This is a genomic window from Nocardioides jensenii JCM 1364 = NBRC 14755 (assembly GCF_001552535.1).
Lineage (GTDB): Bacteria > Actinomycetota > Actinomycetes > Propionibacteriales > Nocardioidaceae > Nocardioides > Nocardioides jensenii.
Window position 1 is genome coordinate 84,186 of sequence record NZ_BCRJ01000024.1, and the last position, 25,179, is coordinate 109,364.

The following is a 25,179-nucleotide window of genomic DNA, read 5'->3' on the forward strand; positions in this document are numbered from 1 at the left end:
GATGGCGCTGTCTGTTCTGGCCCTGTCTGAGTTGGCCCTGTCCGAGGTGGCCCTGTCCGAGGTGGCCGGTGAGGTCTGGGGCCGGGCCACCACCGTGCAGGACCCGCCCCCGCGCGAGGTGGTGCTGGTGATCGTGGCCGTCGCCCTCGCCCTGGTCCTGCACCCGCTGACCTGGCACTGGGTGCGCCACCTGGTCACCGTGGTGCACGAAGCCGGGCACGCATTCGTCGCGCTGCTCGTGGGTCGTCGGCTCTCGGGGATCCGGTTGCACTCGGACACCTCCGGGGTCACGGTCTCCCGGGGGCGGCCGCGAGGCCCCGGCATGGTGGCCATGCTCTGCGCGGGCTACCTCGCACCGGCCGCCGTGGGGCTCGGCGCCTCCGTGCTGCTCGCCAACGGTCGCGCCCTGGCCCTGCTGTGGCTGGTCGTCCTCGCCCTGGTGCTGATGTTCCTCCAGATCCGCAACTGGTACGGCGCACTCGTGCTGCTCGTGATCGGTGCGGGCCTGGCCGCCGCCTCCTGGTACCTCTCCGCATCCGTGCAGTCCACGATCGCTCATCTGCTCACGTGGGTGTTGCTCTTCGCCGCTCCCAAGCCAGTCCTCGAGCTGATGCGTGAGCGGCGCGGTCGTCGTACCGGCTCTGACGCCGACCAGCTCGCCCGCCTCACTCCGTTGCCCGCGGGTTTCTGGATCGGCGTCTTCGGGCTGGCCAACCTGGCCGGTCTCGCCCTGGCTCTGTTCGCCGTGATCTGAACGGGTCGACCGGCGCGGGCGCCCCGAGTCGCCCGGCCGCAGACTTCGGGGCTCCCGCCGGGTTTCCGAAGCGTCGGTGCACGGCATGATGTCGGCCATGAGCGATGAGAACGCGGGCGACGCGAAGGAACCGACCACCGCGATCCGCCCCGGCGCGCGGGCAGACCGGATGCAGGCCGAGCAGAGAGGCCCTGCCGGGCAGCCCGAGCCGACCCTGCGGCTCGACATCAACGACGACCACTCGACACCTCGGCACCAGGCACCGCACCAGCCGGGACCGCAGCACTCAGCGCCTCACCACCCTCAGCAGCAGTGGGGGCCGCCGCAGGGCCAGCAGCCCCAGTCACCATCGCGGTTCGCGCCCCCGCAGGAGTCGGCCCAGCCGGGGCCGGCCCAGCACGAGGCGCCGCAGCAGCCGGTCCATCAGCCGGCGCAGCAGTGGGGCCCACCGCAGCAGCCGCCCGCCCAGCAGCCCTACCCGGCGCCTCCGGGCAAGCGACGCAAGGACGGTTCGGCCCGGGCCGGACGGTCGGGAGGTGCCGGCATCGGGCTTCTCGCCGGCGCCCTGATCCTGGGTGCGGGCGCCGGGTTCGGCGGCGGCTACCTGCATGACGAGACCTCCGGCGGCGGAGGAGATGGCGACAAGGTCGACGCGGGCCAGATCGACATCGGCGGTCTCAACCTCCAAGATCTCGTCTCCGTGCAGACCGTGGCCGAGAAGACCCTGCCGTCCGTGGTCAAGATCGAGGCGCTCGGCGCCAGCAGCGGCAGCACCGGCTCGGGGATCATCCTCAGTGACGACGGCCTGATCCTGACGAACTATCACGTCGCGTTCAACGGCATCGACGGCGACCTGACCATCTTCTTCGACGACGGCTCAAGCACCACCGGCTCGTTCGTCGGCGCCGACCCCGACCTCGACATCGCGCTGATCAAGGCCGACGACTCATCGGGGCTCACGCCGATGAAGTTCGGCGCCGCGGAGGACCTCAAGGTCGGTCAGGCGGTCGTCGCCGTCGGGTCGCCGTACGGTCTGGAGTCGACCGTCACCGCGGGCATCATCAGCACCGTCAACCGGCCGGTCAACGTGGGACCGGTCGCCCCCGGACAGAAGGTGATGGCCTATCCGGCGCTGCAGACCGACGCAGCGATCAACCCCGGCAACTCCGGTGGCGCCCTGGTCAACATCAAGGGCGAGCTGGTCGGGATGAACTCCGCCAACCGTACGGCGGTGCGCGACACCGGCGACGCGGGCGACCTCGGCTCGATCGGCATCGGCTGGGCGATCCCGATCAACGTCATCTCACCGATCGTGGAACAGCTCAAGAACGGTGACGACCCCACTCATGCCTGGCTGGGCATCGTGCCCGGCAACGCCCGGGAGTCCGGAGTCGCCCAAGGCGCCCAGGTGGCCGACTTCACCTCCGACAGCCCCGCCGAGGCGGCCGGTCTCGAGACGGGCGACGTCGTCGTGGCGATCGACGACTACCCGATCGCGGAGGGTCTCGGCCTGATCACGACGGCGCTGCTCTACCGTCCCGGCGACAAGGTGACGCTGCGGGTGCTCCGCGACGGCGAGGAGCAGACCATGGACGTGACGCTTGCCGAGAAGACCCAGCTCTTCGACGATCTGTGAGGTGCCGGTCAGTTTCACAGGCGAGCCTGTGGTTCTGCCCGGTCAACGGGAAACTTCGCGTCAATCCGGCAGTTTCACCCAGGTGAGCCTGTGAAACTGCCCGACCCGGGCTGGTCAAAGACGCGGGCCAGACGCTCGGCCTTCCACCGCGACTCGGCGTACTCCTCGTCGACGTCCGAGCGCACGGTGATGCCGCCACCGGTGCCCAGCTGCCAGGTGCCGTCACCCGTCGTGGTCAGGCTGCGGATCACCACGCCTAGGTCCGCGCGACCGTCACCGGAGATCCAGCCGAACGCACCGGCATAGACGCCTCGGGCCGATGCCTCCACGTCGCGAATGATCTCCATGGTGCGCAGCTTCGGGGCACCTGTCATCGACCCGGCCGGGAACAGCTCGCGCAGCGCGCGGATCGTGGTCACGTCATCACGCAGATGCCCCCGCACCGTGGAGACCAGCTGATGCACCGAGCGATAGGACTCGACATCCATCAGCACCGGGACCTCCACCGAGCCCACGTCGCAGACCATGCCCAGGTCGTTGCGCAGAAGATCGACGATCATCAGGTTCTCCGCGCGGAACTTCGGGTCAGTGGCCAGCAGACGACGCAGGCGTTCGTCCTCCTCCGGCGTCTCGCCCCGGGGCGTGGTGCCCTTGATCGGCTTGGTCTCGATCCGACGGTGCCGGTCGATGGTCGCGTACCTCTCCGGCGACGAGCTCAACAACCAGGCACCGCGGTGCTGGAGGAACCCGGCGTACGGCGCCGGATTGAGCTCACGCAGCCGCAGGTACGCCGTCACTGGGTCGAGGCCGGAGAGGATCGTGCGGCGATAGGTCAGGTTCACCTCGTAGGAGTTGCCGGCATGCAGCTGTTCCTGCACGTGGGCGAACTCGTCGCGGTAGTCGTCGGGCGCGTCGATGGTTGAGGAGCGAGGGGTGGCTGCGCCGCTCCGACCCGGCGCACCAGCGTGGTCCTCGAGGATCTCCGGGCCACCGGGTACGTCCGGGTGCTCGAAGATCCGCACGTTCCTGGTCCGCATCCACACCGCCGTGGGCATCGGGTCGTCGGGATCCACGAGCGACGGCAGGTCGGGACGGCTGGCGTAGCCGAGGTAGCCGACCCAGTGCACGTCGGCGTCATCGTCGGCCGACTCCGCCTCGAGTGCCGCGAAGATGTCCTCGCCCATGACCTCAGCACGGCTTCCGACGATGCGCTGCACCTGACGCGTGCGGGCGTCGTACGTCAGCGAGATGTCGTCCTCGTCGAGCCAGCCGACGATCGAGCGACGCCCGGACCAGGGGCGTGCGCCCCCGCCGTCGAGCCAGAAGCAGCGATCATGTGCACCGGCGATCTCGAGGAAGTACGGCACCGGGTCGGTCATGGGAGCTCCAGGAAGTTGGCGACCAGCTCGACGCCGTGCCGGCTCAGGATCGACTCGGGGTGGAACTGGACACCGTGCAGAGGCAGGGTGCGATGCCGCACCCCCATCACCACGTCGGGCTCACCGGGCTCCCCGTTGCACACCGCCGTCACCACCAGGTCGTCGGGCACGCTGGTGGCCGCGAGCGAGTGGTAGCGCACCACGTCGAACGACGCGGGCAGCCCGACGAAGACCGACGTGCCGTCGTGCCGGACCGAGACCACGTCACCGTGGGCGGGGGTGATCCGCTCGACCGTGCCGCCGTACGCCGTGACCAGGCCCTGCATGCCGAGACACACACCGAGCACCGGCGTCGTGCCAGCGCGCAGCACGTCGGTGCCGACCGCGAAGTCAGCCGGGACCGCAGGGTGCCCCGGGCCCGGCGAGAGCACCACGTGCGTGAAGGCGAGAAGGTACGCCGCCTCGGTCGCGTCGTGCTGCACGACCACGGGGAGCTCCCCGGTGACCGCGGCGACGAGGTGCACGAGGTTCCACGTGTAGGAGTCGTGGTGGTCGACCACCACGACCCTCGTCTCCGCATCGGCCACATGCGCAACCTACTGGGTGAGGTGGCTCCTGCGTCACGCGCTCATCGTGTCAGCGCGCGGCACCTCGCCGGCACCGCGTCGTCACCCGACTCCCGGCAGCGCGCGAAGCGTTCGAGCCGGCGCTGCATCCGGCGCACCTCACCCTGCTTCGCGGGGTCGGCGTAGCTGTTGCTGCGCTCGTAGGGTGCATCCCGGTAGTCGTAGAACTCCCAGGCGTAGTCGGTGCTCTCCCAGTCGTCGTCGAGGTCGAGGCGCACCAGCAGTGCGTCCCGACTCCGGATCGCGAGGTACGACGGGATGATGTCGATGGTTCCGCCCGAGTAGACCTTGTCGGGATCCATCCCGAGCGAGGGTGCGTAGGTGTGCTCGAAGAACGCGTAGCGGCTGCCGTGCGTCGCGGCGTCGGCGAGACTGGGCGCGAGCGACGTACCCGAACGCCACGCCGGTGGGGCGACGCCGGCCAGGTCCTGGAAGGTCGTGGCGAGGTCGATGTTGTTGACCACCTGTCGGCGCACGCCCGGCTCGACGGCGGGACCGACCACGAGCAGCGGCACGTGGGCGTCGGAGTCGTAGGGCGCGCCCTTGCCGCGTTCGAGGTCATGCTGGCCGAGGTGGAACCCGTTGTCGGACGTGAGCACGACGTAGGTGTCGTCGTCGACCGCGGCCAGGATCCGCTCGACCATGCGGTCGATGGAGGCCACCATGCGGGCCCGGTTGCGCAGGTCGACCACGGCATCCTCACCCTGCAGGAGCGTGGTCGTGGGCTTCCACCCCGGCGCCGGCCTGCCGTCCGCGCGCACCGGCAGGTTGTCGGTCTGGTCGTCGCCGTGGCCCACGAGGTCGTCGAGGCCGAGGTCGCCGCAGTCGACCCGGCCACAGTTGCCCAGGGCACCGTGGTGGCCGACACGATCACGCATCGCCGGCGGGAAGAGCGGCTCCTCGGGCCAGGGTGTGTCCCCGTTGACCCTGCTGTGAGGGCCGTAGGGCGCCACCTCGAGATAGAAGGGCTCCTCGCGCGGGGTGCGCCGGCGGATGAAGTCGAGGGCCAGGTCCTGGGTCACCGTGCCGGCGTAGGCAGCATCCTTCTCGGCGTCGCTCGCCGATGCGGGAGGTATCGGGTGCTCCCTGGTGCGCAGCTCGCCGCCCTCGACGTACGAGCTGGCGAAACCCCAGCCGTCGTACGCCGACCCGAACAGGGCGTTGAACTCGCTCCACCCCGCCGGCAGCTCCAGGTCGGTCATGCCGGGCTCGAACTGGTTGAGGTACTTGCCGACGAAACCGGTCGTGTAGCCGGCCTCCCGGAGCTGCACGTTGACCGATCGGTGGGTGTTCTCATTGGCCGAGAACGCCTCCCAGCCGCCGATCGGCCCGTAGGGGTTGGGCAGGTTGGCGGTGTTGGTCAGCACCCCGGTCTGGTGCGGGTACTGCCCGGTCATCAGGCTCGAGCGCGACACGCAGCACAGGGAGTCGACCACGAACGCCCGGTCGTACGTCGCCCCCTGTCGCCGCATCGCCTCCGCCGAGCGCATGGTCTGCAGCAGGTCCATGGAGAAGTCGTCCATCAGCACCAGCACGATGTTGGGTCGGACCGGGATCTCGGCCGGCGCCGCGATCGTGGTGGGCGGCGCGCCGTGCGCGTTCGCGTCGGCGACGGTGGCCGGAGAGCGCCCGGTCACGACGACGACGGCGGCCACGGCGACGAGGAGCGTCGCCAAGAGCGCAAGGGACAACACCCGGAACCGCACCCGCAAACCCCCGTCTGGTTCGAGCCTCTGCCCTGTAGACGTCGGTGAGGCCCGAAAGGTTGCGCCGGGGAGGGCGTGATCTTCTCAGGAGATGCCCGATCGATCTGCCGGACCGTGCGACAGGTAAGTCCCTGCCGTGGCGCCGATCCCGGGCGTGCCAGTCGCGGTTCGGGGCCCGGTTACCTGTCCTGCGGTCCGGGTCGGCTCCCGGTCGCGGCTCAGGTCAGGAGCTCGCGCATCAGGTCGTGGATCAGGTCGTAGCCGTTCTCGGTCAGGATCGACTCCGCGTGGAACTGGATACCCCGGAAGTGCGGCCCGCGCACGAGGTGCACGTCACCGGACTCGGGGTCGGCCTCGACCGTGACCCCGTCGGGAGCCTGACCCTCGACCCTTCCGACGAAGGTGTTGTAGAAACCGACTCGTTCGGTGCGGCCGTCGATCGTGACCGGCGACTGGGTGCCCTGGAAGACGATGTCCTTGTAGGCAAGGGGAATCCCCAACCGCTGGCACAGCGTCTGGTGCCCCAGGCACACCGCGAGGAACGGCTGCTCGGCGGCCAGGAGCGCGTCGACCGCGGTCCGGAACGTGACGATCTTCGGGTGGCCGTCGTCGCGCGGGTCACCAGGGCCGGGGCCGACGATGACCAGGTCGAACCCGTCGAGCGCACCCGGCGCGTAGTCCTCGTGGCGGACCACGGTCGAGGTCATGCCGAGCACGGTGAGCACGTGCCGCAGCATGTTCACGAAGTCGTCCTCGCCGTCGAGGATCACCACGGACTTGCCCTTCAGGGCGACGTCGGGCGCCGCCCCTTCCTGGTCGGTGAGCCAGAACTTCGAGAGCCGCTGGTTGCGGGCGTTCAGGGCGATCAGCACGTCCTCGTCACGGGCCAGCTCGCCGAGACTCTCGGGAGGCGCGGCCGCCGGGGGCACCAGCCCGAAGGCGCTCAGGATGCCGCCCGCCTTGGCGTGCGTCTCGCGCACCTCGGTGGCCGGGTCGGAGTCCCGCACCAGGGTGGCTCCGGCGACCACCCGGAGCACGCCCTCGGTGCTGACGTCTGCGGTGCGGATGACGATCGGGCTGTCGAGGGTCGGCTGTCCCTCGCCGTCGCGACCGAAGAGCGCCAGCGCTGCACCGTAGTAGGCGCGGCCCTCGGGCTCGTACTTCGCGATCAGGCGGCAGGCGTTCTCGACGGGCGAGCCGGTGAGCGTGGCGGCGTACATCGTGTCGCGCAGGACCTCGCGCGGGTCGCGGTCGGTGCGGCCGGCCAGGAGGTACTCGGTGTGCACGAGGTGGGTCATCGGCTTGAGGAACGGGCCGAGCACCTGGCCGCCCTCGTGGCAGATGTCGCACATCATCTTGAGCTCTTCGTCGACGACCATGAAGAGCTCGTAGATCTCCTTCTCGTCGGCGAGGAACTCCAGCAGCTGCGCCTTGGTCTGCTCCTGCGGTTGCGCCTGCTTGGGCAGGTGGAACGTGCCCGAGATCGGGTTCATCCGCACGTCGCCGCCCTGGATGCTGACGTGGCGCTCCGGGCTCGCCCCCACGAGGTAGCGGTCGCCGGTGAAGAAGACATAGGTCCAGTACGCACCGCGCTCGCGCTCGAGCAACCGGCGCAGCACGGTCAGCGCCTGGTCGTCGCCCCAGCCGCGGGCCTTGGCCCGGTAGTTGCGGGCCACCACGAGGTTGGCGCCCTCTCCGTTGCCGATCTCCTCGGCGATGACCTTCTCGACCACGTGGGTGTAGTCGTCGTCGCTGGAGTCGAAGCCGCCCGGGTCGTCGAACTCGACCGGTACGTCGGGCAGGGCGGCGAGCAGGTCGGCGTACGCCACGTGCTGCTCGAGGTCGATGTCGACGACGACCAACGGGGTTTCGTCGTCGATCGCGTCGAAGCCGCGCTCCCGGACCTGGCGGTAGGGCACCGCCACGAGTCGGTCGAACTGCCGGCCGTCGGTGGGGACGCCGGTCTCGAGCGGCACGTCGAGCAGGCTCTCCACGACGGTGCGCCGGCCGCCGACCAGCGACAGGGTTGCTGCGTCCTTCTGGCGGACGATGGCCCAGGCCTCGTGGCCCCGCAGCTCCTCCAGCGCAGCGCGCGCATCGGTCGGGGCGGCAGGGGTCTCGGGCATGGCCGAAGCCTAGCGGCGCACCACGGTACGGCGGCACAGTGCTCACGTGGTGGGTTCGGGCCCCGGATGCACGAAGTCGCCGTCCGGTTGGACCCGGACGACGACTTCGTGGCGCGTGCGGCGATGTACGCCGGCGAGCGGTCAGAGTGCGCGGAGGATGTCCTCCACGCGGTCCTTGGCGTCACCGAAGAGCATCTGCGAGTTCTCCCGGAAGAACAGCGGGTTCTGGACGCCGGCGTAGCCGGAGGCCATCGACCGCTTGAACACCACGACGTTCTCGGCGTTCCACACCGTCAGCACCGGCATGCCGGCGATCGGGCTCGACGGGTCCTCCGCGGCGGCGGGGTTGACGGTGTCGTTGGCACCGATCACCAACACCACGGTGGTGTCGTCGAAGTCGTCGTTGATCTCGTCGAGCTCCAGGACGATGTCGTAGGGCACCTTCGCCTCGGCGAGCAGCACGTTCATGTGACCGGGCAACCGGCCGGCGACCGGGTGGATGCCGAAGCGGACCTCGATTCCCTTGTCCCGCAGCTTGGAGGTCAGCTGCGCGACGCCGTACTGCGCCTGGGCCACCGCCATCCCGTAGCCGGGGGTGATGATCACCGACTTGGCGTGGGTGAGCAGGTCGGCGACGTCCTCGGCGTTGGTCTCGCGGTGCTCGCCGTAGTCGGTGTCCTCCGACGGGCCGGCCTCGATGCCGAAGCCACCGGCGATCACCGAGATGAACGAGCGGTTCATCGCGGTGCACATGATGTAGGACAGGTAGGCACCCGAGGAACCGACCAGCGCGCCGACGATGATCAGCAGGTTGTTGTTGAGCAGGAAGCCCGACGCGGCCGCGGCCCACCCGGAGTAGCTGTTCAACATCGACACGACCACGGGCATGTCACCGCCGCCGATCGAGGCGACCAGGTGCCAGCCCAGGGCCAGCGCGACGATCGTGACCACGATCAGCAGCCACAGGGACGGGTCGATCACGAACCACACCGTCAGGGCTGCGAAGAGGACCAGGGCACCGAGGTTGATGAAGTTCTTGCCCGGCAGCACCAGGGGCGCGGACTTCATCTTCGCCGACAGCTTCAGGTTGGCCACGATCGAGCCGGTGAAGGTGACCGCACCGATGAACACGCCGATGAAGACCTCGGCGGAGTGGATGCCGAGCAGGTCGGCGTGCTCCAGGATCCGGGCGTCGGCACCGTGCGGGTGCGCCTCGATGTGCAGGTAGCCGTTCCAGCCGACCAGCACCGCGGCCAACCCCACGAAGGAGTGCAGCAGGGCGATCAGCTCGGGCATGCCGGTCATCTCGACCGTGCGAGCCAGTTGCAGGCCGACCAGGGCACCGACGATCACGGCCGCGATCAGCAGGCCGAGCCCGAGGCCCTCGATGTCCTTGTCGATGGCCAGGACCACGGTCGCGACCAGGGCGATCGCCATGCCGGCGATGCCGTAGTAGTTGCCGGCCTTGGCGGACTCGTGCTTGGACAGCCCGGCGAGGGCAAGGATGAAGAGCAGGGCGGCTACGACGTAGGCAGCGGCCGATGCGGATTCGATGCTCATGATTTCCTCAGCTACCTATCAAGACCTGGAGAACATGGCGAGCATGCGGCGGGTCACCGCGAAGCCACCGAAGACGTTGATGCTGGCGAGCAGGATCGCCACGAAGGACACCGCGGTGATCGTGCCGTCGTAGCGGCCGATCGTCTCGAGCGCGCCGACGACGATGATCCCGGAGATCGCGTTGGTCACCGACATCAGCGGCGTGTGCAGCGCGTGGTGGACCTTGCCGATCACGTAGTAGCCGATCACCACGGCCAGTGCGAAGACGGTCAGGTTCATCTGCAACTGGGCGGGAGACGCCGCGACCAGCAGGAAGAACAACAGGGCCGCGCCACCGATGATGCCGTAGGTGCGCGCCGGGCTGGCCGGCTTCTTCTCCTCCTTGACCGCCACCTCGGCGGCCGGAGCTGCGACGGGCGCGGCGGAGACCTGCACGGGCGGTGCCGGCCAGGTCGACTCACCGTTGCGTACGACGCAGATCGAGCGCTGCACCACGTCATCGAAGTCCAGGACCAGCTGCCCGTCCTTCTCCGGCGTCATCAGCTTGAGCAGGTTGACCAGGTTGGTGCCGTAGAGCTGTGAGGCCTGGGCCGGCAGCCGACCGGCGAGGTCGGTGTAGCCGATGATGGTGACGCCGTTCGCGGTGGTGACCACCTCGCCGGCGACCGAACCCTCCACGTTGCCGCCGGACCCGGCAGCCATGTCGACGATGACGCTTCCCGACTTCATCGAGGCGACCATCTCCGCGGTGATCAACCGCGGAGCAGCGCGCCCCGGGATCAGCGCCGTGGTGATCGCGATGTCGACCCCGGGCATGGTCTCGGTGTAGAGGGCGGCTGCGCGGGCGTTGTAGTCGTCGCCCATCTCCTTGGCGTAACCGGTGGCCGACACCTCGGCGGACGGGTCCTCCACCGCGAGGTACTCACCACCGAGCGACTTCACCTGGTCCGCGACCTCGGGGCGCGGGTCAGTGGCCTTGACCACCGCTCCGAGTGAACCGGCCGCACCGATCGCGGCGAGACCCGCGACACCGGCACCGGCAACCAGCACCGTGGCCGGCGGGACCTTGCCCGCAGCCGTGACCTGGCCGGTGAAGAACCGACCGAAGACATGAGCAGCCTCGACCACGGCGCGGTAGCCCGCGATATTTGCCATCGAGCTCAACACGTCGAGCGACTGCGCACGCGAGATGCGCGGCACGGCATCCATCGACAGGGCGGTGATCGGACGGGCCGTGAGATCAGCGACGACACTCTCGTCCAGCCGGGCGTTGAGGATGCCGATCAGCGTCGCGTTCTCCCGCAGCTGGTCCAGCTGAGCGTCCGCCGGCGCGTTCACGCCGAGGACGATGTCGCCCTCGAACGGATCGCCGATGCTCGCGCCCGCCTCGACGTACGCCTCGTCGGCGAAGCTGGAGGCGACACCGGCGCCGGTCTCGACGATGACGTCATAGCCGAGCTTGAGCAGCTGGCCGACAGTGGCAGGAGTCGCAGCGACCCGGGTCTCCCCGGACTGTGCCTCCCTGATGACGCCGATGATCATGTGATCACTCCGATTCGATGCTGATGACGACCGCGCGGTCTGTTGCGACGTACCCGGTTCCGGCAGGGCTCCGCATGGGTCGCGGACACCTGTCGGTTGGGTGGCAATCTAGGGCCCAGCCGCTCAGTATTCGGGCACCCGTCCCACCATGCGGATCGTGAGTCACGCCTCAGTGCCCGGCGCGCCCATCCTCGGACGCCGACTCAGTGGCCTCTGAGACCGTAACGCTCCCACCAACGCAGGAGCGGGCCGGGGGCCCACCAGTTCCAACGCCCCAGCAGCTTCATCGTCGCCGGCACCAGCAGAGCCCGGACGACGGTCGCGTCGAGAAGCAGCGCGACGAGCATGCCGATGCCGATCATCTTCATGAACACGATGCCGCTCAGCCCGAAGGCGCCGATCACGATCGCCAGCAACAGGGCAGCACTGGTGATGATCCGTCCGGTCTTCTGCAGCCCGATCGCGACCGCCCGGTCGTTGTCATGGCTGAGGTCCCACTGCTCCCGCACCCGGGAGAGCAGGAACACCTCGTAGTCCATCGAGAGACCGAACAGGATGGCCAGCATGAGGATCGGCTGGGTGGCGTCGAGGTAGCCCTGCGACTCGAAGCCGAGCAGACCCTCGAGGTGACCGTCGGCAAAGATCCAGGTCACGACGCCGAACGAGGCCGTGATCGAGATCGCGTTCATCACCACGGCCTTCACCGGGAGCACCACCGACCCGAACGCGAGGAAGAGCAGGAGCAGCATCACGCCGATCACGATCAGGCCCATCCAGGGCAGGTGGGCACCGACGGAGTCGAGCAGGTCGACCGTGGTCGCGGCGAGCCCGCCGACGAGCACCGTGCCGCCGTCGGGCCGAAGCTCGCGGATCCGCTCGACGACGCGTTGCGACAGCTCCGACTGACTGTTTCCCTCCCAGGTGGCCTGCAGGAGCGTCACGTCGCCCGCGGTCTCGACCGGCCGCACCGACACCTCGGGGGCGCGCAGGCCTTCGATGCGGTCGACGTACGCCGCCACGTCGGCCTTGCTGACCCCGTCCAGGAGCAGATTGGCACTGGAGGCCTCCGGGCCGAACTCGGTGTTCAGCTTGTCGGCAGCCACATGCGCCGGCGCATCCGAAGGCAGCACGCGGTAGTCGACGCTTCCCCATGTGACACCGAGGAAGGGGGAGGCGATCGCGAGGAGGCTGACGGTGACCACGACGGTCACGACCACAGGCCGGCGCATCACACCGTGAGCCAGACGCGCCCAGGCGCCGTGGTCGTTGCCGACCGAGACCGGGCGGTGCCGACGCCACGGCAGCCGTCCACCGTCGACCCGGCGGCCGAGCAGGCGCAGCACGGCCGGGAGCACGGTCAGTGCGGAGACCATGGCCACGATGACCGCCGCCATGCCGCCGTACCCCATGGACTTGAGGAAGCTCTGCGGGAAGACCAGGAGCGAGCTCAACGCCGCGGCGACGGTCAGCCCCGAGACCAGCACCGTGCGGCCGGCGGTGGCCATGGTCACCGTGATCGCCTCCCCCGCGGCGTCCGGATCGTCCTCCGGCCGGCGGGCCAGCTCCTCGCGGAAGCGGCTGATGATGAACAGCGCATAGTCGATGGCCAGACCCAGCCCGATCAGCGTGATCACGTTGACCGAGAAGATCGACACCTCGGTGAAGACGGTGAGCAGGCGTACGACGGCCAGCGCGCCCACGACCGCGATGGCGCCGACCAGGACCGGCATGGACGCCGCGACCAGGCTGCCGAAGATGAGCAGGGAGAGCAGGAGGACGACCGGGGCGGAGATCATCTCGGCCTTCGCCAGGTCCTTCTCGGTGATCTCGTTGACGTCGCCGTAGACCGCGAAGGCGCCGGCGACGTCGGTCTCGAGACCGTCGGCCCCGAGGTGCGGCTCGAGCTCGTCCCAGCTCTCGAGCAGCTCGTTCTGGGTGTCGCCCTCGAGCGAGATCGGCACCTGAAGGGCGTGCTTGTCGTGGCTGACCAGCGACGGCGACGGCGTCTCGTAGAAGTTGACGACCTGCGTCGTCACGCCGGGCAGGTCGGCGATCGTGGCGCGCACCGAGGACTCGAAGGTGGGATCGCCGACGGTGTGGTCGTCGCTGGAGTAGATCGCGACCACATCGACGGTGCGGTTGCCGAAGACCTGACGCTCGCGGACCAGCTCGCGGGAGGACTCGCTGGCCGAGTCGTCGAAGCCGCCCTGCGACAGCGAGTCGAAGACGCCGGCCCCGTAGGCACCTGCGCCGAGCACGGCGAGCACGCCGACGACCAGGATCTGCACTGCCCTGCGGGCGATGATCGCACCCCAGCGTTCCATGACGGACATCCCTTTGTGATGGTGTATCAGAATAGTTAACGCCGTTAACGGTAAACAGTGTAAACTCGCCGCGTCAACCACGTATCGAAGGATTTCTCGTGACAGCTGCACCCGGTCGCCGCGAACGCCAGCGGCAGGCGACCCTCGACGAGATCGTCGAGGCGTCGCGCGCGATCCTCGCCGCCGGCGGCGAACTCTCCCTGCGTGCCGTGGCCCAGCGCATGGGCATGACCGCCCCGGCCCTCTACCGCTACGTCGCGTCCTACCAGGACCTGCTGCGGGTGGTCGCGATCGGCATCGATGCCGCGATGGCCCGCGAGTTCCTCGAGCCTGCTCGCGACAGCCAGCCCGAGGACGACCCGGCCGCCCGGATCACGGCCGCGGCACTGGCGTTCCGACGGTGGGCACTGGCCTCACGCAACGAGTTCTCCGTGGTCTTCGCCAACATGGACGTCGCCTCCCTCTGCCTCGACCCGACCCTGGTCGAGACGACCTTGGCCAAGGTCTCCGCATCGGGCGTGCTCTTCAACGACCTCCTGGTGGAGATCTGGCAGAAGTACGACACGCCGTACCCCGAGCTGGCGGACCTCGACGACGACCTGGTCGAGATCCTGCGGGATCCGATCATGCCCGGGGCTCCCGTGGAGATTCCCGACGACCTGCGCGGCCTGCTGTGGGTGTTCACCCAGTCGTGGGCCGCGCTCTACGGCACGGTCACGCTCGAGGTGTTCGGCCACATCGACCCGCGGATGATCAGCACCGGCGTGCTGTTCCGGCAGATGTTCCGCACCCAGGCGGGCATTCTCGGCCTCGCCGACGAGCTGCCGCGGTTGGAGCCGCTGATCGTCGCCGGCCTCGGCTCACAGGGCTGAGCGGGTCATCATCTCGTCGACCCAGACCGGCACCAGCTCACCGGCCGGGCCGTGGCGCGCCTCGTCGAAGAACGCCGTGCCTTCACTGGGGACGAGGTTCAGCTCGAGGGTCCGGGCGCCACACGCCTTCGCCATCTGCACGAATCCGGCCGCCGGGTACACCGCTCCCGACGTACCGATCGAGACGAACAGGTCGGTGCGCATCAGCGCCTGCTGGATGCGGTCCATCTCGTAGGGCACCTCCCCGAACCACACGACGTCCGGCCGGAGCTCAGGCACGCCGCAGCGTGGGCAGGGTGGGAAGTCGCTGAGCCCCTGCTCCCACGGCGAGCGCCCGTTGCAGCCGCGGCACAGCGCCGAGAGCAGCTGACCGTGCATGTGCAGGACGTGGCGCGATCCCCCGCGCTCGTGGAGGTCGTCGATGTTCTGGGTGACCAGCAGCAGGTTGTCGCCCAGGATCTCCTCGAGACGGGCCAGTGCGGTGTGCGCCGGGTTCGGCTCGACACCGGCCAACGCTGCCCGGCGGTCGTCGTAGAACTTCTGCACCATCGACGGGCGTACGTCGTACGCCTCGGGGGTGGCCACGTCCTCGACCCGGTGCCCCTCCCAGAGTCCGTCGGCGTCGCGAAACGTGGGGACTCCGCTCTCGGCTGAGATCCCGGCACCGGTCAGTACGACGACATTCACAACCAGCACCCTAAGGGCAGTCGCCCTCCCAGGGTCAGGACGTGACCTCCGCGAAGGTGTAGCTCATCGTGAACGCGGCCAGGTCGACCTCGGTCGCGGTGACCTCGATCTTCTTCTCCTCGTCGTTGACCGTCAGGTCGCAGGTGATCGTCGAGCCGTCCACGCCCTCGAGGTCGGGGCAGTCGATCGCCGAGGGCGCCGCGCCGAACTTCGTCTGCGCCTGGTTGGAGAGGTCGGCCTCGATCGACTCGCCAGTGGTGCCGAACGTCTGCGGGGTCGTGTCCATCTGCACGTGCAGCGCGAAGTCGTCGTCACGCAGATCGGTGACGTCGACCTGTCCATCGATCGTGAGGTAGTAGCCCTCGGCCTCGGAGGAGCGGGTGCACGTGGCGGTGGCGCCCACCTCGCGCTCGAGGTCCGGGCACTCGAAGCTGCCTTCGGCGAGCTTCTCGACCTCGCCGGCCAGGGCGGTCTCGGCCTTCGCGGCGACCTGGTCCCCCGGGATCATGTCGTCCGAGGTCTCGCTCTCGGTCGGGCTTGCCGACGAAGTCTCGTCCTTGTCGTCCTTGTCGCCGTCGTCGCTGCCGGAGTTGCAGCCGGTCAGGGCGATCAGGCTCGCGATCGCGAGAGCGGTCGAGATCTTCAGGCGGCGCATGGGTGCTCCTCGTGGTTGGCGTTCCGTCCGACCACAGTCCTGCCCACCCCGAGCCGGCATCAATCACTGCGCCCGATGTGGGTGCAGACACAGACCTTGTTGCCCTGGGCGTCGGCCAGGACGGTGAACCGGGGCGCCTGGTCATCGGAGACCAGCACACCACCGGCGGCCAGTGCCGCCTCGATGCGCTGCTCCGCGAGCTCGGGCGGCACCCGGAGGTCGAGGTGGAAGCGCTGGCGAGGCTCGTCGTGCTGGTCGGCGTCCTGGAACCAGAGCGTCGGCAGGTTGCCGGACGGGTCGTTGAGATCCTCCTCGTAGCGCGGCGACTGCTCGAGTCCGAGCACGGCCGCCCAGAACGGCCGGATCTCATCGGCGTCCCAGGTGTCGAGTCCGAGCTCGACCTCCTGCATCGCCCCGGGGTCGGCGGAGATGCCCATGCCCGCGGCGATCTCGCTGATCTGCCGCGCCAGATCGACGTCACGCTGTGTCTTGGCGTGGACGTCGTGACTGCTCAGCACGACATCGACGTAGGGGTAGCGCAGATCCACGTCAGGGTGGTGGTTGGCGGCCTCCGCGGCCTCACCGATCGCGTTCACCAGCCGCAGTCCGGTGACGAAGTCACCGGTGGTGAAACGGGTTCGCAGGGTCAGGTTGATCGAGCGCCAGTCGTCGACGCCCATCGTGGCGATCTCGTCACCGCTGAGTCGGCCCTTCGGGATGTCTTCGCTCATGGTTTCCACCTTGCCACTCGTGATCCGTGGCCGGAACCCGATTCGGTCGGCGAACGATGTTTCAGCGACGCGATGTCGGGTACGCGCGCAAGACACCACCCCCGATCGAGGAGATCCCATGAGCGGAGAAATCCGTGTGGACCCACCGTCCCTCCGGCGACTGGCCGGCGATCTCGACGACGTCATCCAGCTCCTGTCCGAAGCACAGCAGGCCATCGCCGACTCGGACACCCAGGCCGACGCGTTCAGCCCCTCGGGCCAACCGCTGGCCTACGCGTTCCTCGGCGCCATCGAGTACGCCGGCAACGACGCGTACGAGCAGGCCGACCAGATCGCCTCGATCCAGAACCGCCTGAACCTGACTGCGGACTATTGGGACAAGGCCGAGGAAGCAGCGACCGTGAGAGTCGTCGAGTGAGAGCGCCCGCCACCACCACTGAGGAGCGAATGTGACCATCGCCGAAGGCGTCGACGCAGGAGTCGAGGCAGCCGTCCGCGTCAACCAGGGCTTCTGCATCTATGCGGGCTGTTTTCCGATCAACGTCCTTCCGCCGCCGATGTCGATCATCGCCGACCTCGCGCTCACCCAGGGCGCCAAGTCGTTCCCGGCCATCGGCGACGGCGGAACCCTCGGTCGACACGGCATCGTCAAGAGGCGGAGCAGCCTGGGTGGACTGAACCGGAATCCGGGCCTGAAGTTCAACAACGGGACGGCTTGGATCATGGGCGACGGCCTGGGCGCGCCCTTCGCCGTCGGCGAGGCGGCCGACAAGTGGTTCGACGCCGCCGGCAAGCTCACGCAGGCCCGCACGCGTCTGGAGGAGCTGACCTACAGCCTCAACGCCGACCAGTGGTCGGGCGACGATCGCGAGGCGTTCAACAAGGAGCTCGGTGAGCTGGCCAAGCAGATCGGGGACGCCGAGCTCTTCGCCACCATCGTGGGGTGGTCGCTGGTCGCGGGCGTCGTACCCCTCGGGGCCTGGCCGCTGGGCTGCAGCATCGTCGGCGTCCTCCAGTTCGCGAACGCCACCCTCTTCTACGCAGCGGTCGCCAGCATCGTCGGAAACCTCGGCCCCTCCGAGGTCATCTACGCCGAGGGCCTGGCCACGGCGGTCACCTGCAACCGCAGCCTGAAGATCGGATCGGTCGTGCTTCAAGGCGTCCTGGCGGCGGCTGCTGCGGGGATCGTGGGTGGCGCCCTCTTCGACGCGGGCCAGCAGAAGAGCCACGGCGACGAGGATGCGTGGACCGACCTGGGACGTGCCACCGTCGAGATGGCCATCGAGCAGGGCGTCAAGAACCTGGCCGCGAGCGGCATCGAGTCGCTGACGCCGTGGCCGGTTGACGTCGGCAACCGGATTGTGAACCCGGAGGACTACCTGGGCAAGAACAACGACCCCATCCAGGAGGGCGTCGACGAGCACCTGGGCGGGGCTGCCGAGGACGCCGGCAACAAGGGTGGCGACATCCTGTTCGGGGAGGACGAGCCGGACCGGGGGCCCTACAGCGGCTGACTGAACCTCAGCCGGGGGCACCGGGGCGGTCGGCCCGCTTCGACGGGTTGTACTGCTCCCGGAGCCGTGCCACCCGATCGAGTTCCTCGCCGCTGAGCCGGAACGCGCCCATCATCTCCTCGCGGAACTTTCCGAGCTGGCGCTGCGCCTCCTCGGGGTCAGGCATCTCAGGCGTCGCGACACCCAGGTTGTTGACGATCTCCATGGTCTGGTCGCGCAGGTGCTCGATCGCCTGTGCGATCGCGACCTTGACCTCGCGGGAGAGGATGCCGGACGTCAGCCGAAGGGCGCGCGGGTCGAACTCCAGGTCCTGCAGGCCCGTCTGGGTCCAGGTGACCCGGACCTTGCCTTCGGCACCGAAGCCCTCGCCAACCAGCTCAGCGAGCTGCGGTTCGATCTTGCGGAACTCGCCGAGCTTCCGCTCGTTCTCTCGCATCTCCTGCTCTGCCTGCTCGAGATACTGATGAATCTGGTCGTGGAATGACATCCGAGAGATCTCCAAAACACGGTGGGCACTTTCGCTCTCACCGTACCGGGGCCGCGACAACGGTCTACGACGTTCTCGCCGCCACCGGTCGTGGGACGTGGAACCCCGGCAACGACGCGGCCCTTTGGGTGAAGTTCAACCTGAGGGCACACCATATGCAGGCGCAGACCGTCCGACGTCGGTTCGACGAGGCCGAGATTCAGTGGCCAAAGATCGACGAACTCATCGCGGATCACAGGCTCAACGAACGGATCGGAGCGGCTCTCTTCGACGCGTTGATCGGTCTCCGAGTCACCCGGCCGTCCTACGTGAAGCTCACGGAGCTCGACGAACGCACAGCCACCCGCGACTTGGTCAACGCCGCCAACACCGGCCTGCTGGAAGCACGTGGCGAGCGCCGCGGCCGCCACTAGGTTGCCGGTGAGCCGCTCCGCCAGATCCAGGCGGCGCTACGGGCCGAGCGAAGTCCCCTGGCCGATCCCTACCCGACTCTCATCAGCGAGATCCGGCGAGCATTGCCGTGAGGACCCCGACGAATAACCCCGTCGGGACAGCAGCCCAGTCCGTGGTCAAGGCGCAGTGCGAGCCTCTCGGTTGGGGAGTTGCACCAAACCCCGAGCACGACCTTGCACCGACGCGCCAGATCAGTAGTACCAGGGGAACTCGGACCAGTCGGGGTCGCGCTTCTCGAGGAACTGGTCACGGCCCTCGACGGCCTCGTCGGTCATGTAGGCCAGGCGAGTGGTCTCACCCGCGAAGAGCTGCTGACCGACCAGACCGTCGTCGATGAGGTTGAAGGAGTACTTGAGCATCCGCTGCGCCGTCGGCGACTTGGCGTTGATCTTGCGGCCCCACTCGAGGGCCTCCTTCTCGAGGTCCGCGTGGTCGACCACTTTGTTGACCGCACCCATGGCGTGCATCTGCTCGGCGTCGTACTCGTCGCCGAGGAAGAAGATCTCGCGGGCGAACTTCTGCCCCACCTGGCGGGCGAGGTACGCCGACCCGAAGCCACCGTCGAACGAGCCGACGTCGGCATCGGTCTGCTTGAAGCGACCGTGCTCACGGGAGGCGAGAGTGAGGTCGCAGACCGCGTGCAGGGAGTGCCCACCGCCCGCGGCCCAGCCGTTGACCAGGCAGATGACGACCTTGGGCATGAACCGGATCAACCGCTGCACCTCGAGGATGTGCAGCCGCCCCAGCCTGGCCTTGTCGATCGGGCTCGGATCCTCGGCCCCGGTGTCCGTGTTGCCCGCGGATCCGGCCTCGTACTGGTAGCCGGCCCGGCCGCGGATCCGCTGGTCGCCTCCGGTGCAGAACGCCCACTTGCCGTTCTTCTCGCTCGGGCCGTTGCCGGTGAGCAGCACGCAGCCCACGTCGGCCGACGTTCGCGCATGCTCCATCACGGTCAGCAGCTCATCGACCGTGTGCGGGCGGAACGCGTTGAGCACGTCGGGCCGGTCGAAGGCCACCCGGACGGTGCCGTGCGCCTTGGCCCGGTGGTAGGTCAGGTCGGTCAGGTTCTCGAAGCCGGGCACCACGTCCCACGCCTCGGCATCAAAGATCTCGGAGACTCCAGCAATCGCACTCATGGGCGCAGGCTATCGCCGAACGACCCGTCAGCCGACGGTGACGTCGGTGACCTCACACCTGACGCCCTTGGGCTCCCCACCGGCCTGCACCAGGCTTGCCGTCGGCTGCCTTGTCGGAGCCACACGCACCCAGGGTGCCCCCCGACACTGGAATCTTCGCCCCCGGCATGGTGTTGTGGAAGGTATGACACTACAAGGGGAGTACCAGCCCAGCGCCGCGGAATGGGTCCGCAACCAGGTCGCGGCCTACGAGGCATCGAACGGCGAGGAGGCGAACACGCTGCCCGACGGCCGACCGATCGTGGTGATCACCTCGCGCGGCCACCAGTCCGGCAAGCTGCGCAAGAATCCGGTGATGCGCGTCGAGCACGACGGCGTCTACGCGGCCGTGGCCTCCAAGGGCGGCGCGCCGGAGCATCCCGAGTGGTTCCACAATTTCGTCGCGGACCCGCACGTCGACCTGCAGGACGGTCCCGAGCCGCACGAGTACGTCGCCCGCCTCGCCACCGACGGGGAACGAGCCGAGTGGTGGCCGCGCGCGGTCGAGGCATTCCCGCCGTACGCCGAGTACCAGGAGAAGACCGACCGCGAGATCCCGGTGTTCCTGCTCGAACGCGCCTGACCCTTCCAGCAAACCCGCTGGATCGCCGGACGCTGCGCGGCTACCGTCGTCCGGTGCAACCCCTCACCGCCGACCAGATTCGCGCCTCCTTCGTCAACTGCTCCCAGGGTGAGGCCAAACGTGCGGCACTGCCCGACCTGACGGTGGTGCCGTGGGCGGACCTCGACTTCTTGGGCTGGACCGACCCGTCGGGATCCTCGCGGGCTTACCTCGTCGCGGAGCACGACGGCGAGCTCGTCGGTCTGCTTCTGCGGCAGAACCCCGCCGGCACGGGGCAGGCAAGACGCAGCAAGCTCTGCGAAGTGTGCGTAACGGCTCACACTGACACCGGCGTGTGCCTCACGGTCGCCGCGAAGACCGGTGCGGCCGGGAAGCGTGGCGACACCGCCGGCATCCATCTGTGCCGCGACCTGGCCTGCTCGCTCTACGCCCGCGGGCAGAAGAGCTCCGGGGTGCCGAAGCTGCGCGAGACCCTGTCGACCGACGCGATGGTCGAGCGGGTCCGCACCCAACTCGACGTGTTCGTCCGTCGGGTGCTGGCCTGAACTTCGAACCGCCGCTCGGCCGCTCGGCCGCTCGGCCGATCGGCCGGTCAGGACCGGGAGATCGACACCGCCAGGCTGACCAGGTGACTGAGCCGGGCCAGCTCGGAGCCGAGGATCTCCGGACCCCCGCGGCGTCCGATCAGGATCAGCTCGTTCGACATCAACGGGGCCGCGGCGAAGAGGTTGTTCTCGTCACCGGAGGGCACCTCGGTGGCACGGTCGATGTCGTACCAGTCGAAGGTGTCGGGCGCGGCCGGGGTGGCGTGCACCCGCACGACCCCGTCCGGCGTACGACGAACGCGGGCGCCCCAGTCGGCGCGGAAGGTCAACGGCAGCAGCTCGACCAACCGGTCGAGCGCCTCGGTGGGGTGCGCGGTGAGCTCCTCGACGGCCTCGAGGTCCATGACCAGGTTGCCGCCCGCCGCGTAGCGGGAGATCCACACGACGTTCACACCGTCGACCGTGTTGCAGGCCGAGACGATCGAGTCCGGCATGGCACCCGGCGCCATCTCGAGCAGCACGTCGTCGACCGCGGTGCCGTCATGGCGGTGCTCGACGATCTCGATCGCCTCGATGTCACCGCCGGCCTCACCGATCGTGGTCGCCAGGCGCCCCAGAGACCCAGGGACGTCGGGCAGTTCGACACGGAGCAGGAACGGCATGCAATGACTGTATCGGGCTGATGTTTCAGCCGGATTGCCGTTTCAGACGCTGACTGGCCCACGGCCGCGGCCGCGGCCTCCCAGCGGAAAGGTCTGCAGTACCTCGTGGCGCGGACGGCGTCTCGGGCCCTCACCCAGGTGTGACTCGATCAGGGTGATTTCGTCGACGGTCCAGGTCGGACCGGCGTACGCGCCGAAGAGACGGACCCAGTCGGAGACCTCCCCCGGCCGACCCAGCCTGGCCAGGGTGAGGTGGGGCTTGAAGCGGCCGCCGTCGACCTCGGCTCCCGCTTTCGCGGCTGCGGCGCGGGCACCGGTGGCCAGCCGGCTCAGCTCGGTGGAGGCAGCCTCGTCGGCGACCACGCCTGCCCATACGACTCGGGCGCGATCCGGTCCCGGGAACGCTCCGCCCCCTGCCACCCGCAGGTCGAACGGCGTACGCCGGTGCGCGGCGCGCTCGAGCCGCTCGACCAGGTCGTCGAGGTGGCGCTCGGCGACTGCGGGCGCGAAGGCGAGGGTGAGATGCCACTGCTCTGGCAGCGTCCAGCGAAACTCCGCCGCCTCGCGCCGCGGCTCGAGGAACTCCTCGAGGTCCTCGAGCACCTCCGCCGGCGGCACCACCGCCACGAACACCCGCACCCCACCAATCTGGGTGCTGGAGTGCGTGCATCGCAAGGCGGAGAGCCGAAGGCGGCCTTCGAGCGGAGCGGGCCGTCGAGGCCCGACAACGCCGCGAGGTGCGTGCTACAGCCCCAGATCGCGGCCGATGAGCTCCTTCATGATCTCGTTGGAGCCTGCCCAGATCTTCGAGACGCGGGCGTCGCGCCAGGCGCGGGCCACGCGGTACTCGTTCATGAAGCCGTAGCCGCCGTGCAGCTGCACGCAGTGGTCGAGCACGTCGTTCTGCACCTGCGAGGACCACCACTTCGCCTTCGCGGCGTCGATCGGCGTGAGCTCACCCTTGTCGTGCGCGATGACACACTGGTCGATGTAGGACTCGGTGACCTCGATCTGGGTGAACAGCTCGGCCAGCAGGAACTTGTTGTGCTGGAAGGAGCCGATGCCCTGGCCGAACGCCTTGCGGTCCTTGGCGTACTGCAGCGTCTCGATCAGGATCTGCTTGGCGTGCGCGACGTTCGAGATCGCGCAGCCGAGGCGCTCCTGCGGCAGCTTCTGCATCATGTGGATGAAGCCGCCGTCGAGGTCGCCGACGATGTGGTCGTCACCGAGGCGGACGTTCTCGAAGAACAGCTCGGCGGTGTCGGACTCGTCCTGGCCGACCTTGTCGAGCTTGCGGCCACGGCTGAAGCCCTCGGCGTCGGCGGGGATCGCGAACAGCGTGATGCCGCGGGCGCCCTTCTCCGGCGAGGTGCGGACGGCGGTGATCACGAGGTCGGCCGAGTAGCCGTTGGTGATGAAGGTCTTCGAGCCGTTGATCACCCACTGGTCGCCGTCGCGGACGGCGGTGGACTTGAGCCCGGCCAGGTCGGAGCCACCCGAGGGCTCGGTCATGCCGATCGCCAGCAGGATCTCGCCGGCGGCCACGCCGGGGAGCCACTTCTGCTTCTGCTCCTCGGTGCCGAGCTCGACGAGGTACGGCGCGGTGATGTCGGCGTGGATGCCGGTGCAGGAGCCGAGCGCGGCGTTGACCTTGTTCAGCTCCTCGAAGAGCACCGCGTTGAAGCGGTAGTCGTCGGCACCGGCGCCGCCGTACTCCTCGGGGATGGAGAGCCCCAGGAAGCCCTGCTTGCCGGCCTCCAGCCAGAACTCGCGCGGGAGTGCCTTGTTCGCGGCGTGCTCCTCCACGTTCGGAATGACCGAACGCTCGAGGAACTCGCGCACGGAGGCGCGGAAGGATTCGTGGTCGGCGTCGTAGATGGTGCGCTTCATGGCCTGAATTCTACCCGCGAGTCACTTGTGCCGAGCGACGGTCCGCCCCGGGTCGCACCGCGGGCCGGTCAGCGTGGCTCCGGTCCGCGAAGCCGCTGCTGCAGTCCACTCGGCCGGATCGCCCGACGGGCGACCGCGAGCCGCACCGCGGTCTCGCTGCCGACCACGACCACCCGCTCCTTGGCGCGGGTGACGGCGGTGTAGAACAGCTCGCGGGTCAACAACCGGGACTCCTCGTCCGGGAGCAGCACCGTGACGACGGTCGCCTGGCTGCCCTGGGCCTTGTGGATCGTCATCGCGTGCATGGTCTCCACCGCATCGAGGCGGCTCGGCGCGAAGTCGAGCAAGCCCTCGGCGCCGCGGAGCACGACCCGCAACGCCCCGTCGGACGAGCGGCGGATCACCACCCCGGTGTCGCCGTTGTGCACGCCGAGCCCGTAGTCGTTGGCGGTCACCAGCACCGGGCGGCCGACGTACCAGGTGTCGTAGAGCGGGTCGCCGGTCGCCTCGGAGAGCCACGCCTCGACCTGCCGGTTCCAGTGGCGTACGCCGAACGGTCCCTCGCGGTGGGCGCACAGCAGCCGGTGCTCGTCGAGCGCGGCCAACGCGGCCTCCGCATCACCCGCCTCCGCGTGACGTCGTACGGCGAGCGCGGCGGCGGTGATCGTGGCGCGCAGGGCAAGAGCGGGGTCCTCCGCGGTGACGAACTCGACCTCGGCCCGGGACCCCTCGTTCAGTGCCGTGACCGCGTCGTCGTCGCGCCCGTCGCGCAGGGCCTCGGCCAGCCTGATGATCTGCTCGGTGGAGCGGTGGTTGTCGCGCAGCGCGATCACGGTGCCGTCGTCGGGCAGGCCCAGCACCAGGTCGTTGAGCACGGCACCGGCGTCGACGGAGGCGAGCTGGTCGCGGTCGCCGACCAGGACCAGTCGGGCCTCGGGGCGCACCGCTTCGAGGAGCCGGGCCATCATCGTCAGGGACACCATCGACGTCTCGTCGACCACGACGATGTCATGGGGCAGCCGGTTGGCGCGGTGGTGGCGGAAGCGGGTGCCGTTGTCGTGGCGCGCGCCCAGCAGACGATGCAGCGTGGACGATGTGAGGCCGGCCAGCCGGGCCCGGTCCTCGTCGGGGAGCTTTGCGGTCTCGGCCTGCACCGACTCCTGGAGCCGGGCGGCGGCCTTGCCGGTGGGCGCGGCCAGGGCGATGTGGGCCTGGTGCCCGGCGAGCTCCGCCTGCTCGATCAGCACGGCGAGCAGCCCGGCCACGGTCGTG

At 69.0% G+C, this 25,179-nt stretch carries 24 protein-coding genes; 8 read left to right on the forward strand and 16 right to left on the reverse strand.

Going from position 1 to position 25,179, the window contains the following annotated elements:
* Position 1 precedes the first annotated feature (1 nt).
* Both NJ4_RS07495 and NJ4_RS07500 read left to right on the forward strand, forming a co-directional pair.
* Positions 2–754 carry a M50 family metallopeptidase gene (locus NJ4_RS07495; RefSeq protein WP_082748276.1) on the forward strand — a complete coding sequence of 251 codons (753 nt, stop codon included), beginning with the start codon at positions 2–4 and terminating at the stop codon, positions 752–754.
* Positions 755–851: 97 nt separating this feature from the next.
* On the forward strand, positions 852–2,390 hold the full coding sequence (locus NJ4_RS07500; protein ID WP_067432458.1) for a S1C family serine protease: 1,539 nt from the start codon (positions 852–854) through the stop codon (positions 2,388–2,390).
* Between the two features lie 74 nt (positions 2,391–2,464).
* Here the strand turns inward: NJ4_RS07500 and pabB are convergent, their stop codons facing one another.
* The 7 genes from pabB to NJ4_RS07535 all read right to left on the reverse strand — a co-directional run bounded on the left by pabB (position 2,465) and on the right by NJ4_RS07535 (position 13,653).
* Positions 2,465–3,769 (reverse strand): aminodeoxychorismate synthase component I, encoded by a 1,305-nt coding sequence (gene pabB / locus NJ4_RS07505; protein WP_067432460.1) that lies wholly within the window; start codon positions 3,767–3,769, stop codon positions 2,465–2,467.
* Positions 3,766–4,356: an anthranilate synthase component II gene (locus NJ4_RS07510; protein ID WP_067432463.1), complete on the reverse strand. Its 591-nt coding sequence runs from the start codon at positions 4,354–4,356 to the stop codon at positions 3,766–3,768. Before NJ4_RS07510 ends, pabB begins: the two co-directional genes overlap by 4 nt.
* A gap of 41 nt (positions 4,357–4,397) precedes the next feature.
* Positions 4,398–6,071, reverse strand: coding sequence for a sulfatase-like hydrolase/transferase (locus tag NJ4_RS07515; protein ID WP_157550890.1), 1,674 nt, complete (start codon positions 6,069–6,071; stop codon positions 4,398–4,400).
* 248 nt (positions 6,072–6,319) lie between these two features.
* On the reverse strand, positions 6,320–8,227 hold the full coding sequence (locus NJ4_RS07520; protein WP_067432469.1) for an anthranilate synthase family protein: 1,908 nt from the start codon (positions 8,225–8,227) through the stop codon (positions 6,320–6,322).
* A gap of 141 nt (positions 8,228–8,368) precedes the next feature.
* Positions 8,369–9,787: a Re/Si-specific NAD(P)(+) transhydrogenase subunit beta gene (pntB, locus tag NJ4_RS07525; protein ID WP_217996796.1), complete on the reverse strand. Its 1,419-nt coding sequence runs from the start codon at positions 9,785–9,787 to the stop codon at positions 8,369–8,371.
* A gap of 18 nt (positions 9,788–9,805) precedes the next feature.
* Positions 9,806–11,329, reverse strand: a complete 1,524-nt coding sequence (locus tag NJ4_RS07530; RefSeq protein ID WP_067432475.1) for a Re/Si-specific NAD(P)(+) transhydrogenase subunit alpha — start codon at positions 11,327–11,329, stop codon at positions 9,806–9,808.
* Positions 11,330–11,532: 203 nt separating this feature from the next.
* Entirely contained in the window at positions 11,533–13,653 is a 2,121-nt protein-coding gene (locus tag NJ4_RS07535; protein WP_082748281.1) for an MMPL family transporter, read from the reverse strand.
* A gap of 98 nt (positions 13,654–13,751) precedes the next feature.
* On the opposite strand from NJ4_RS07535, the gene NJ4_RS07540 reads away from it, so the two are divergent.
* Positions 13,752–14,525, forward strand: coding sequence for a TetR/AcrR family transcriptional regulator (locus NJ4_RS07540; RefSeq protein WP_067432477.1), 774 nt, complete (start codon positions 13,752–13,754; stop codon positions 14,523–14,525).
* On the opposite strand, the gene NJ4_RS07545 is transcribed toward NJ4_RS07540, so the two are convergent.
* From NJ4_RS07545 to NJ4_RS07555, 3 genes are read right to left on the reverse strand one after another with little or no spacing between them, the layout of a single operon-like run.
* Positions 14,514–15,212, reverse strand: coding sequence for an NAD-dependent deacylase (locus NJ4_RS07545; protein ID WP_245644498.1), 699 nt, complete (start codon positions 15,210–15,212; stop codon positions 14,514–14,516). The two genes, NJ4_RS07540 and NJ4_RS07545, sit on opposite strands and share 12 nt — an antisense overlap.
* A 34-nt stretch (positions 15,213–15,246) precedes the next feature.
* The gene (locus tag NJ4_RS07550) at positions 15,247–15,867 is read right to left on the reverse strand and encodes a DUF4333 domain-containing protein (protein ID WP_067432480.1); all 621 of its coding nucleotides are present in this window, start codon (positions 15,865–15,867) and stop codon (positions 15,247–15,249) included.
* A 59-nt stretch (positions 15,868–15,926) separates the two neighbouring features.
* The gene (locus tag NJ4_RS07555; protein ID WP_067432483.1) at positions 15,927–16,598 is read right to left on the reverse strand and encodes a VOC family protein; all 672 of its coding nucleotides are present in this window, start codon (positions 16,596–16,598) and stop codon (positions 15,927–15,929) included.
* Between the two features lie 118 nt (positions 16,599–16,716).
* Between NJ4_RS07555 and NJ4_RS07560 the strand changes: the two genes are divergently transcribed.
* Together NJ4_RS07560 and NJ4_RS07565 are read left to right on the forward strand one after the other, a co-directional pair.
* Positions 16,717–17,016: a type VII secretion target gene (locus NJ4_RS07560; RefSeq protein ID WP_169799228.1), complete on the forward strand. Its 300-nt coding sequence runs from the start codon at positions 16,717–16,719 to the stop codon at positions 17,014–17,016.
* Positions 17,017–17,047: 31 nt separating this feature from the next.
* Positions 17,048–18,112, forward strand: coding sequence for a hypothetical protein (locus NJ4_RS07565; RefSeq protein ID WP_067432488.1), 1,065 nt, complete (start codon positions 17,048–17,050; stop codon positions 18,110–18,112).
* A gap of 7 nt (positions 18,113–18,119) precedes the next feature.
* Here the strand turns inward: NJ4_RS07565 and NJ4_RS07570 are convergent, their stop codons facing one another.
* On the reverse strand, positions 18,120–18,599 hold the full coding sequence (locus tag NJ4_RS07570; RefSeq protein WP_067432491.1) for a hypothetical protein: 480 nt from the start codon (positions 18,597–18,599) through the stop codon (positions 18,120–18,122).
* A 128-nt stretch (positions 18,600–18,727) separates the two neighbouring features.
* On the opposite strand from NJ4_RS07570, the gene NJ4_RS07575 reads away from it, so the two are divergent.
* Positions 18,728–19,012, forward strand: a complete 285-nt coding sequence (locus tag NJ4_RS07575) for a Fic family protein (RefSeq protein WP_157550898.1) — start codon at positions 18,728–18,730, stop codon at positions 19,010–19,012.
* Between the two features lie 231 nt (positions 19,013–19,243).
* Here NJ4_RS07575 and NJ4_RS07580 read toward each other — a convergent pair whose 3' ends face one another.
* The gene (locus NJ4_RS07580; RefSeq protein ID WP_067432497.1) at positions 19,244–20,188 is read right to left on the reverse strand and encodes a 1,4-dihydroxy-2-naphthoyl-CoA synthase; all 945 of its coding nucleotides are present in this window, start codon (positions 20,186–20,188) and stop codon (positions 19,244–19,246) included.
* Positions 20,189–20,372: 184 nt separating this feature from the next.
* On the opposite strand from NJ4_RS07580, the gene NJ4_RS07585 reads away from it, so the two are divergent.
* Both NJ4_RS07585 and NJ4_RS07590 read left to right on the forward strand, forming a co-directional pair.
* Entirely contained in the window at positions 20,373–20,810 is a 438-nt protein-coding gene (locus NJ4_RS07585) for a nitroreductase family deazaflavin-dependent oxidoreductase (RefSeq protein ID WP_067432500.1), read from the forward strand.
* A gap of 53 nt (positions 20,811–20,863) precedes the next feature.
* Positions 20,864–21,355: an FBP domain-containing protein gene (locus NJ4_RS07590; RefSeq protein WP_067432503.1), complete on the forward strand. Its 492-nt coding sequence runs from the start codon at positions 20,864–20,866 to the stop codon at positions 21,353–21,355.
* A 47-nt stretch (positions 21,356–21,402) separates the two neighbouring features.
* Here the strand turns inward: NJ4_RS07590 and NJ4_RS07595 are convergent, their stop codons facing one another.
* The 4 genes from NJ4_RS07595 to recD form a co-directional block, all read right to left on the reverse strand.
* Entirely contained in the window at positions 21,403–22,017 is a 615-nt protein-coding gene (locus tag NJ4_RS07595; protein ID WP_067432506.1) for an ACT domain-containing protein, read from the reverse strand.
* A 42-nt stretch (positions 22,018–22,059) separates the two neighbouring features.
* Entirely contained in the window at positions 22,060–22,656 is a 597-nt protein-coding gene (thpR, locus tag NJ4_RS07600; protein ID WP_067432509.1) for an RNA 2',3'-cyclic phosphodiesterase, read from the reverse strand.
* A 105-nt stretch (positions 22,657–22,761) separates the two neighbouring features.
* The gene (locus tag NJ4_RS07605; RefSeq protein WP_067432512.1) at positions 22,762–23,907 is read right to left on the reverse strand and encodes an acyl-CoA dehydrogenase family protein; all 1,146 of its coding nucleotides are present in this window, start codon (positions 23,905–23,907) and stop codon (positions 22,762–22,764) included.
* Between the two features lie 68 nt (positions 23,908–23,975).
* On the reverse strand, positions 23,976–25,179 hold a 1,204-nt coding region (recD, locus tag NJ4_RS07610), incomplete at its 5' end, for an exodeoxyribonuclease V subunit alpha (protein ID WP_082748282.1).

What these genes read in the sequence shown, in the direction of transcription:
- NJ4_RS07585 (WP_067432500.1), top strand. Translation starts at nt 20,373, where the DNA reads ATGACACTACAAGGGGAGTACCAGCCCAGCGCCGCGGAATGGGTCCGC.
- pabB (WP_067432460.1), bottom strand. Translation starts at nt 3,769, where the DNA reads ATGACCGACCCGGTGCCGTACTTCCTCGAGATCGCCGGTGCACATGAT.
- NJ4_RS07530 (WP_067432475.1), bottom strand. Translation starts at nt 11,329, where the DNA reads ATGATCATCGGCGTCATCAGGGAGGCACAGTCCGGGGAGACCCGGGTC.
- NJ4_RS07520 (WP_067432469.1), bottom strand. Translation starts at nt 8,227, where the DNA reads ATGCCCGAGACCCCTGCCGCCCCGACCGATGCGCGCGCTGCGCTGGAG.
- NJ4_RS07495 (WP_082748276.1), top strand. Translation starts at nt 2, where the DNA reads ATGGCGCTGTCTGTTCTGGCCCTGTCTGAGTTGGCCCTGTCCGAGGTG.
- NJ4_RS07535 (WP_082748281.1), bottom strand. Translation starts at nt 13,653, where the DNA reads ATGGAACGCTGGGGTGCGATCATCGCCCGCAGGGCAGTGCAGATCCTG.
- NJ4_RS07550 (WP_067432480.1), bottom strand. Translation starts at nt 15,867, where the DNA reads ATGCGCCGCCTGAAGATCTCGACCGCTCTCGCGATCGCGAGCCTGATC.
- NJ4_RS07580 (WP_067432497.1), bottom strand. Translation starts at nt 20,188, where the DNA reads ATGAGTGCGATTGCTGGAGTCTCCGAGATCTTTGATGCCGAGGCGTGG.
- pntB (WP_217996796.1), bottom strand. Translation starts at nt 9,787, where the DNA reads ATGAGCATCGAATCCGCATCGGCCGCTGCCTACGTCGTAGCCGCCCTG.
- NJ4_RS07605 (WP_067432512.1), bottom strand. Translation starts at nt 23,907, where the DNA reads ATGAAGCGCACCATCTACGACGCCGACCACGAATCCTTCCGCGCCTCC.
- NJ4_RS07500 (WP_067432458.1), top strand. Translation starts at nt 852, where the DNA reads ATGAGCGATGAGAACGCGGGCGACGCGAAGGAACCGACCACCGCGATC.
- NJ4_RS07560 (WP_169799228.1), top strand. Translation starts at nt 16,717, where the DNA reads ATGAGCGGAGAAATCCGTGTGGACCCACCGTCCCTCCGGCGACTGGCC.
- NJ4_RS07555 (WP_067432483.1), bottom strand. Translation starts at nt 16,598, where the DNA reads ATGAGCGAAGACATCCCGAAGGGCCGACTCAGCGGTGACGAGATCGCC.
- NJ4_RS07570 (WP_067432491.1), bottom strand. Translation starts at nt 18,599, where the DNA reads ATGTCATTCCACGACCAGATTCATCAGTATCTCGAGCAGGCAGAGCAG.
- NJ4_RS07595 (WP_067432506.1), bottom strand. Translation starts at nt 22,017, where the DNA reads ATGCCGTTCCTGCTCCGTGTCGAACTGCCCGACGTCCCTGGGTCTCTG.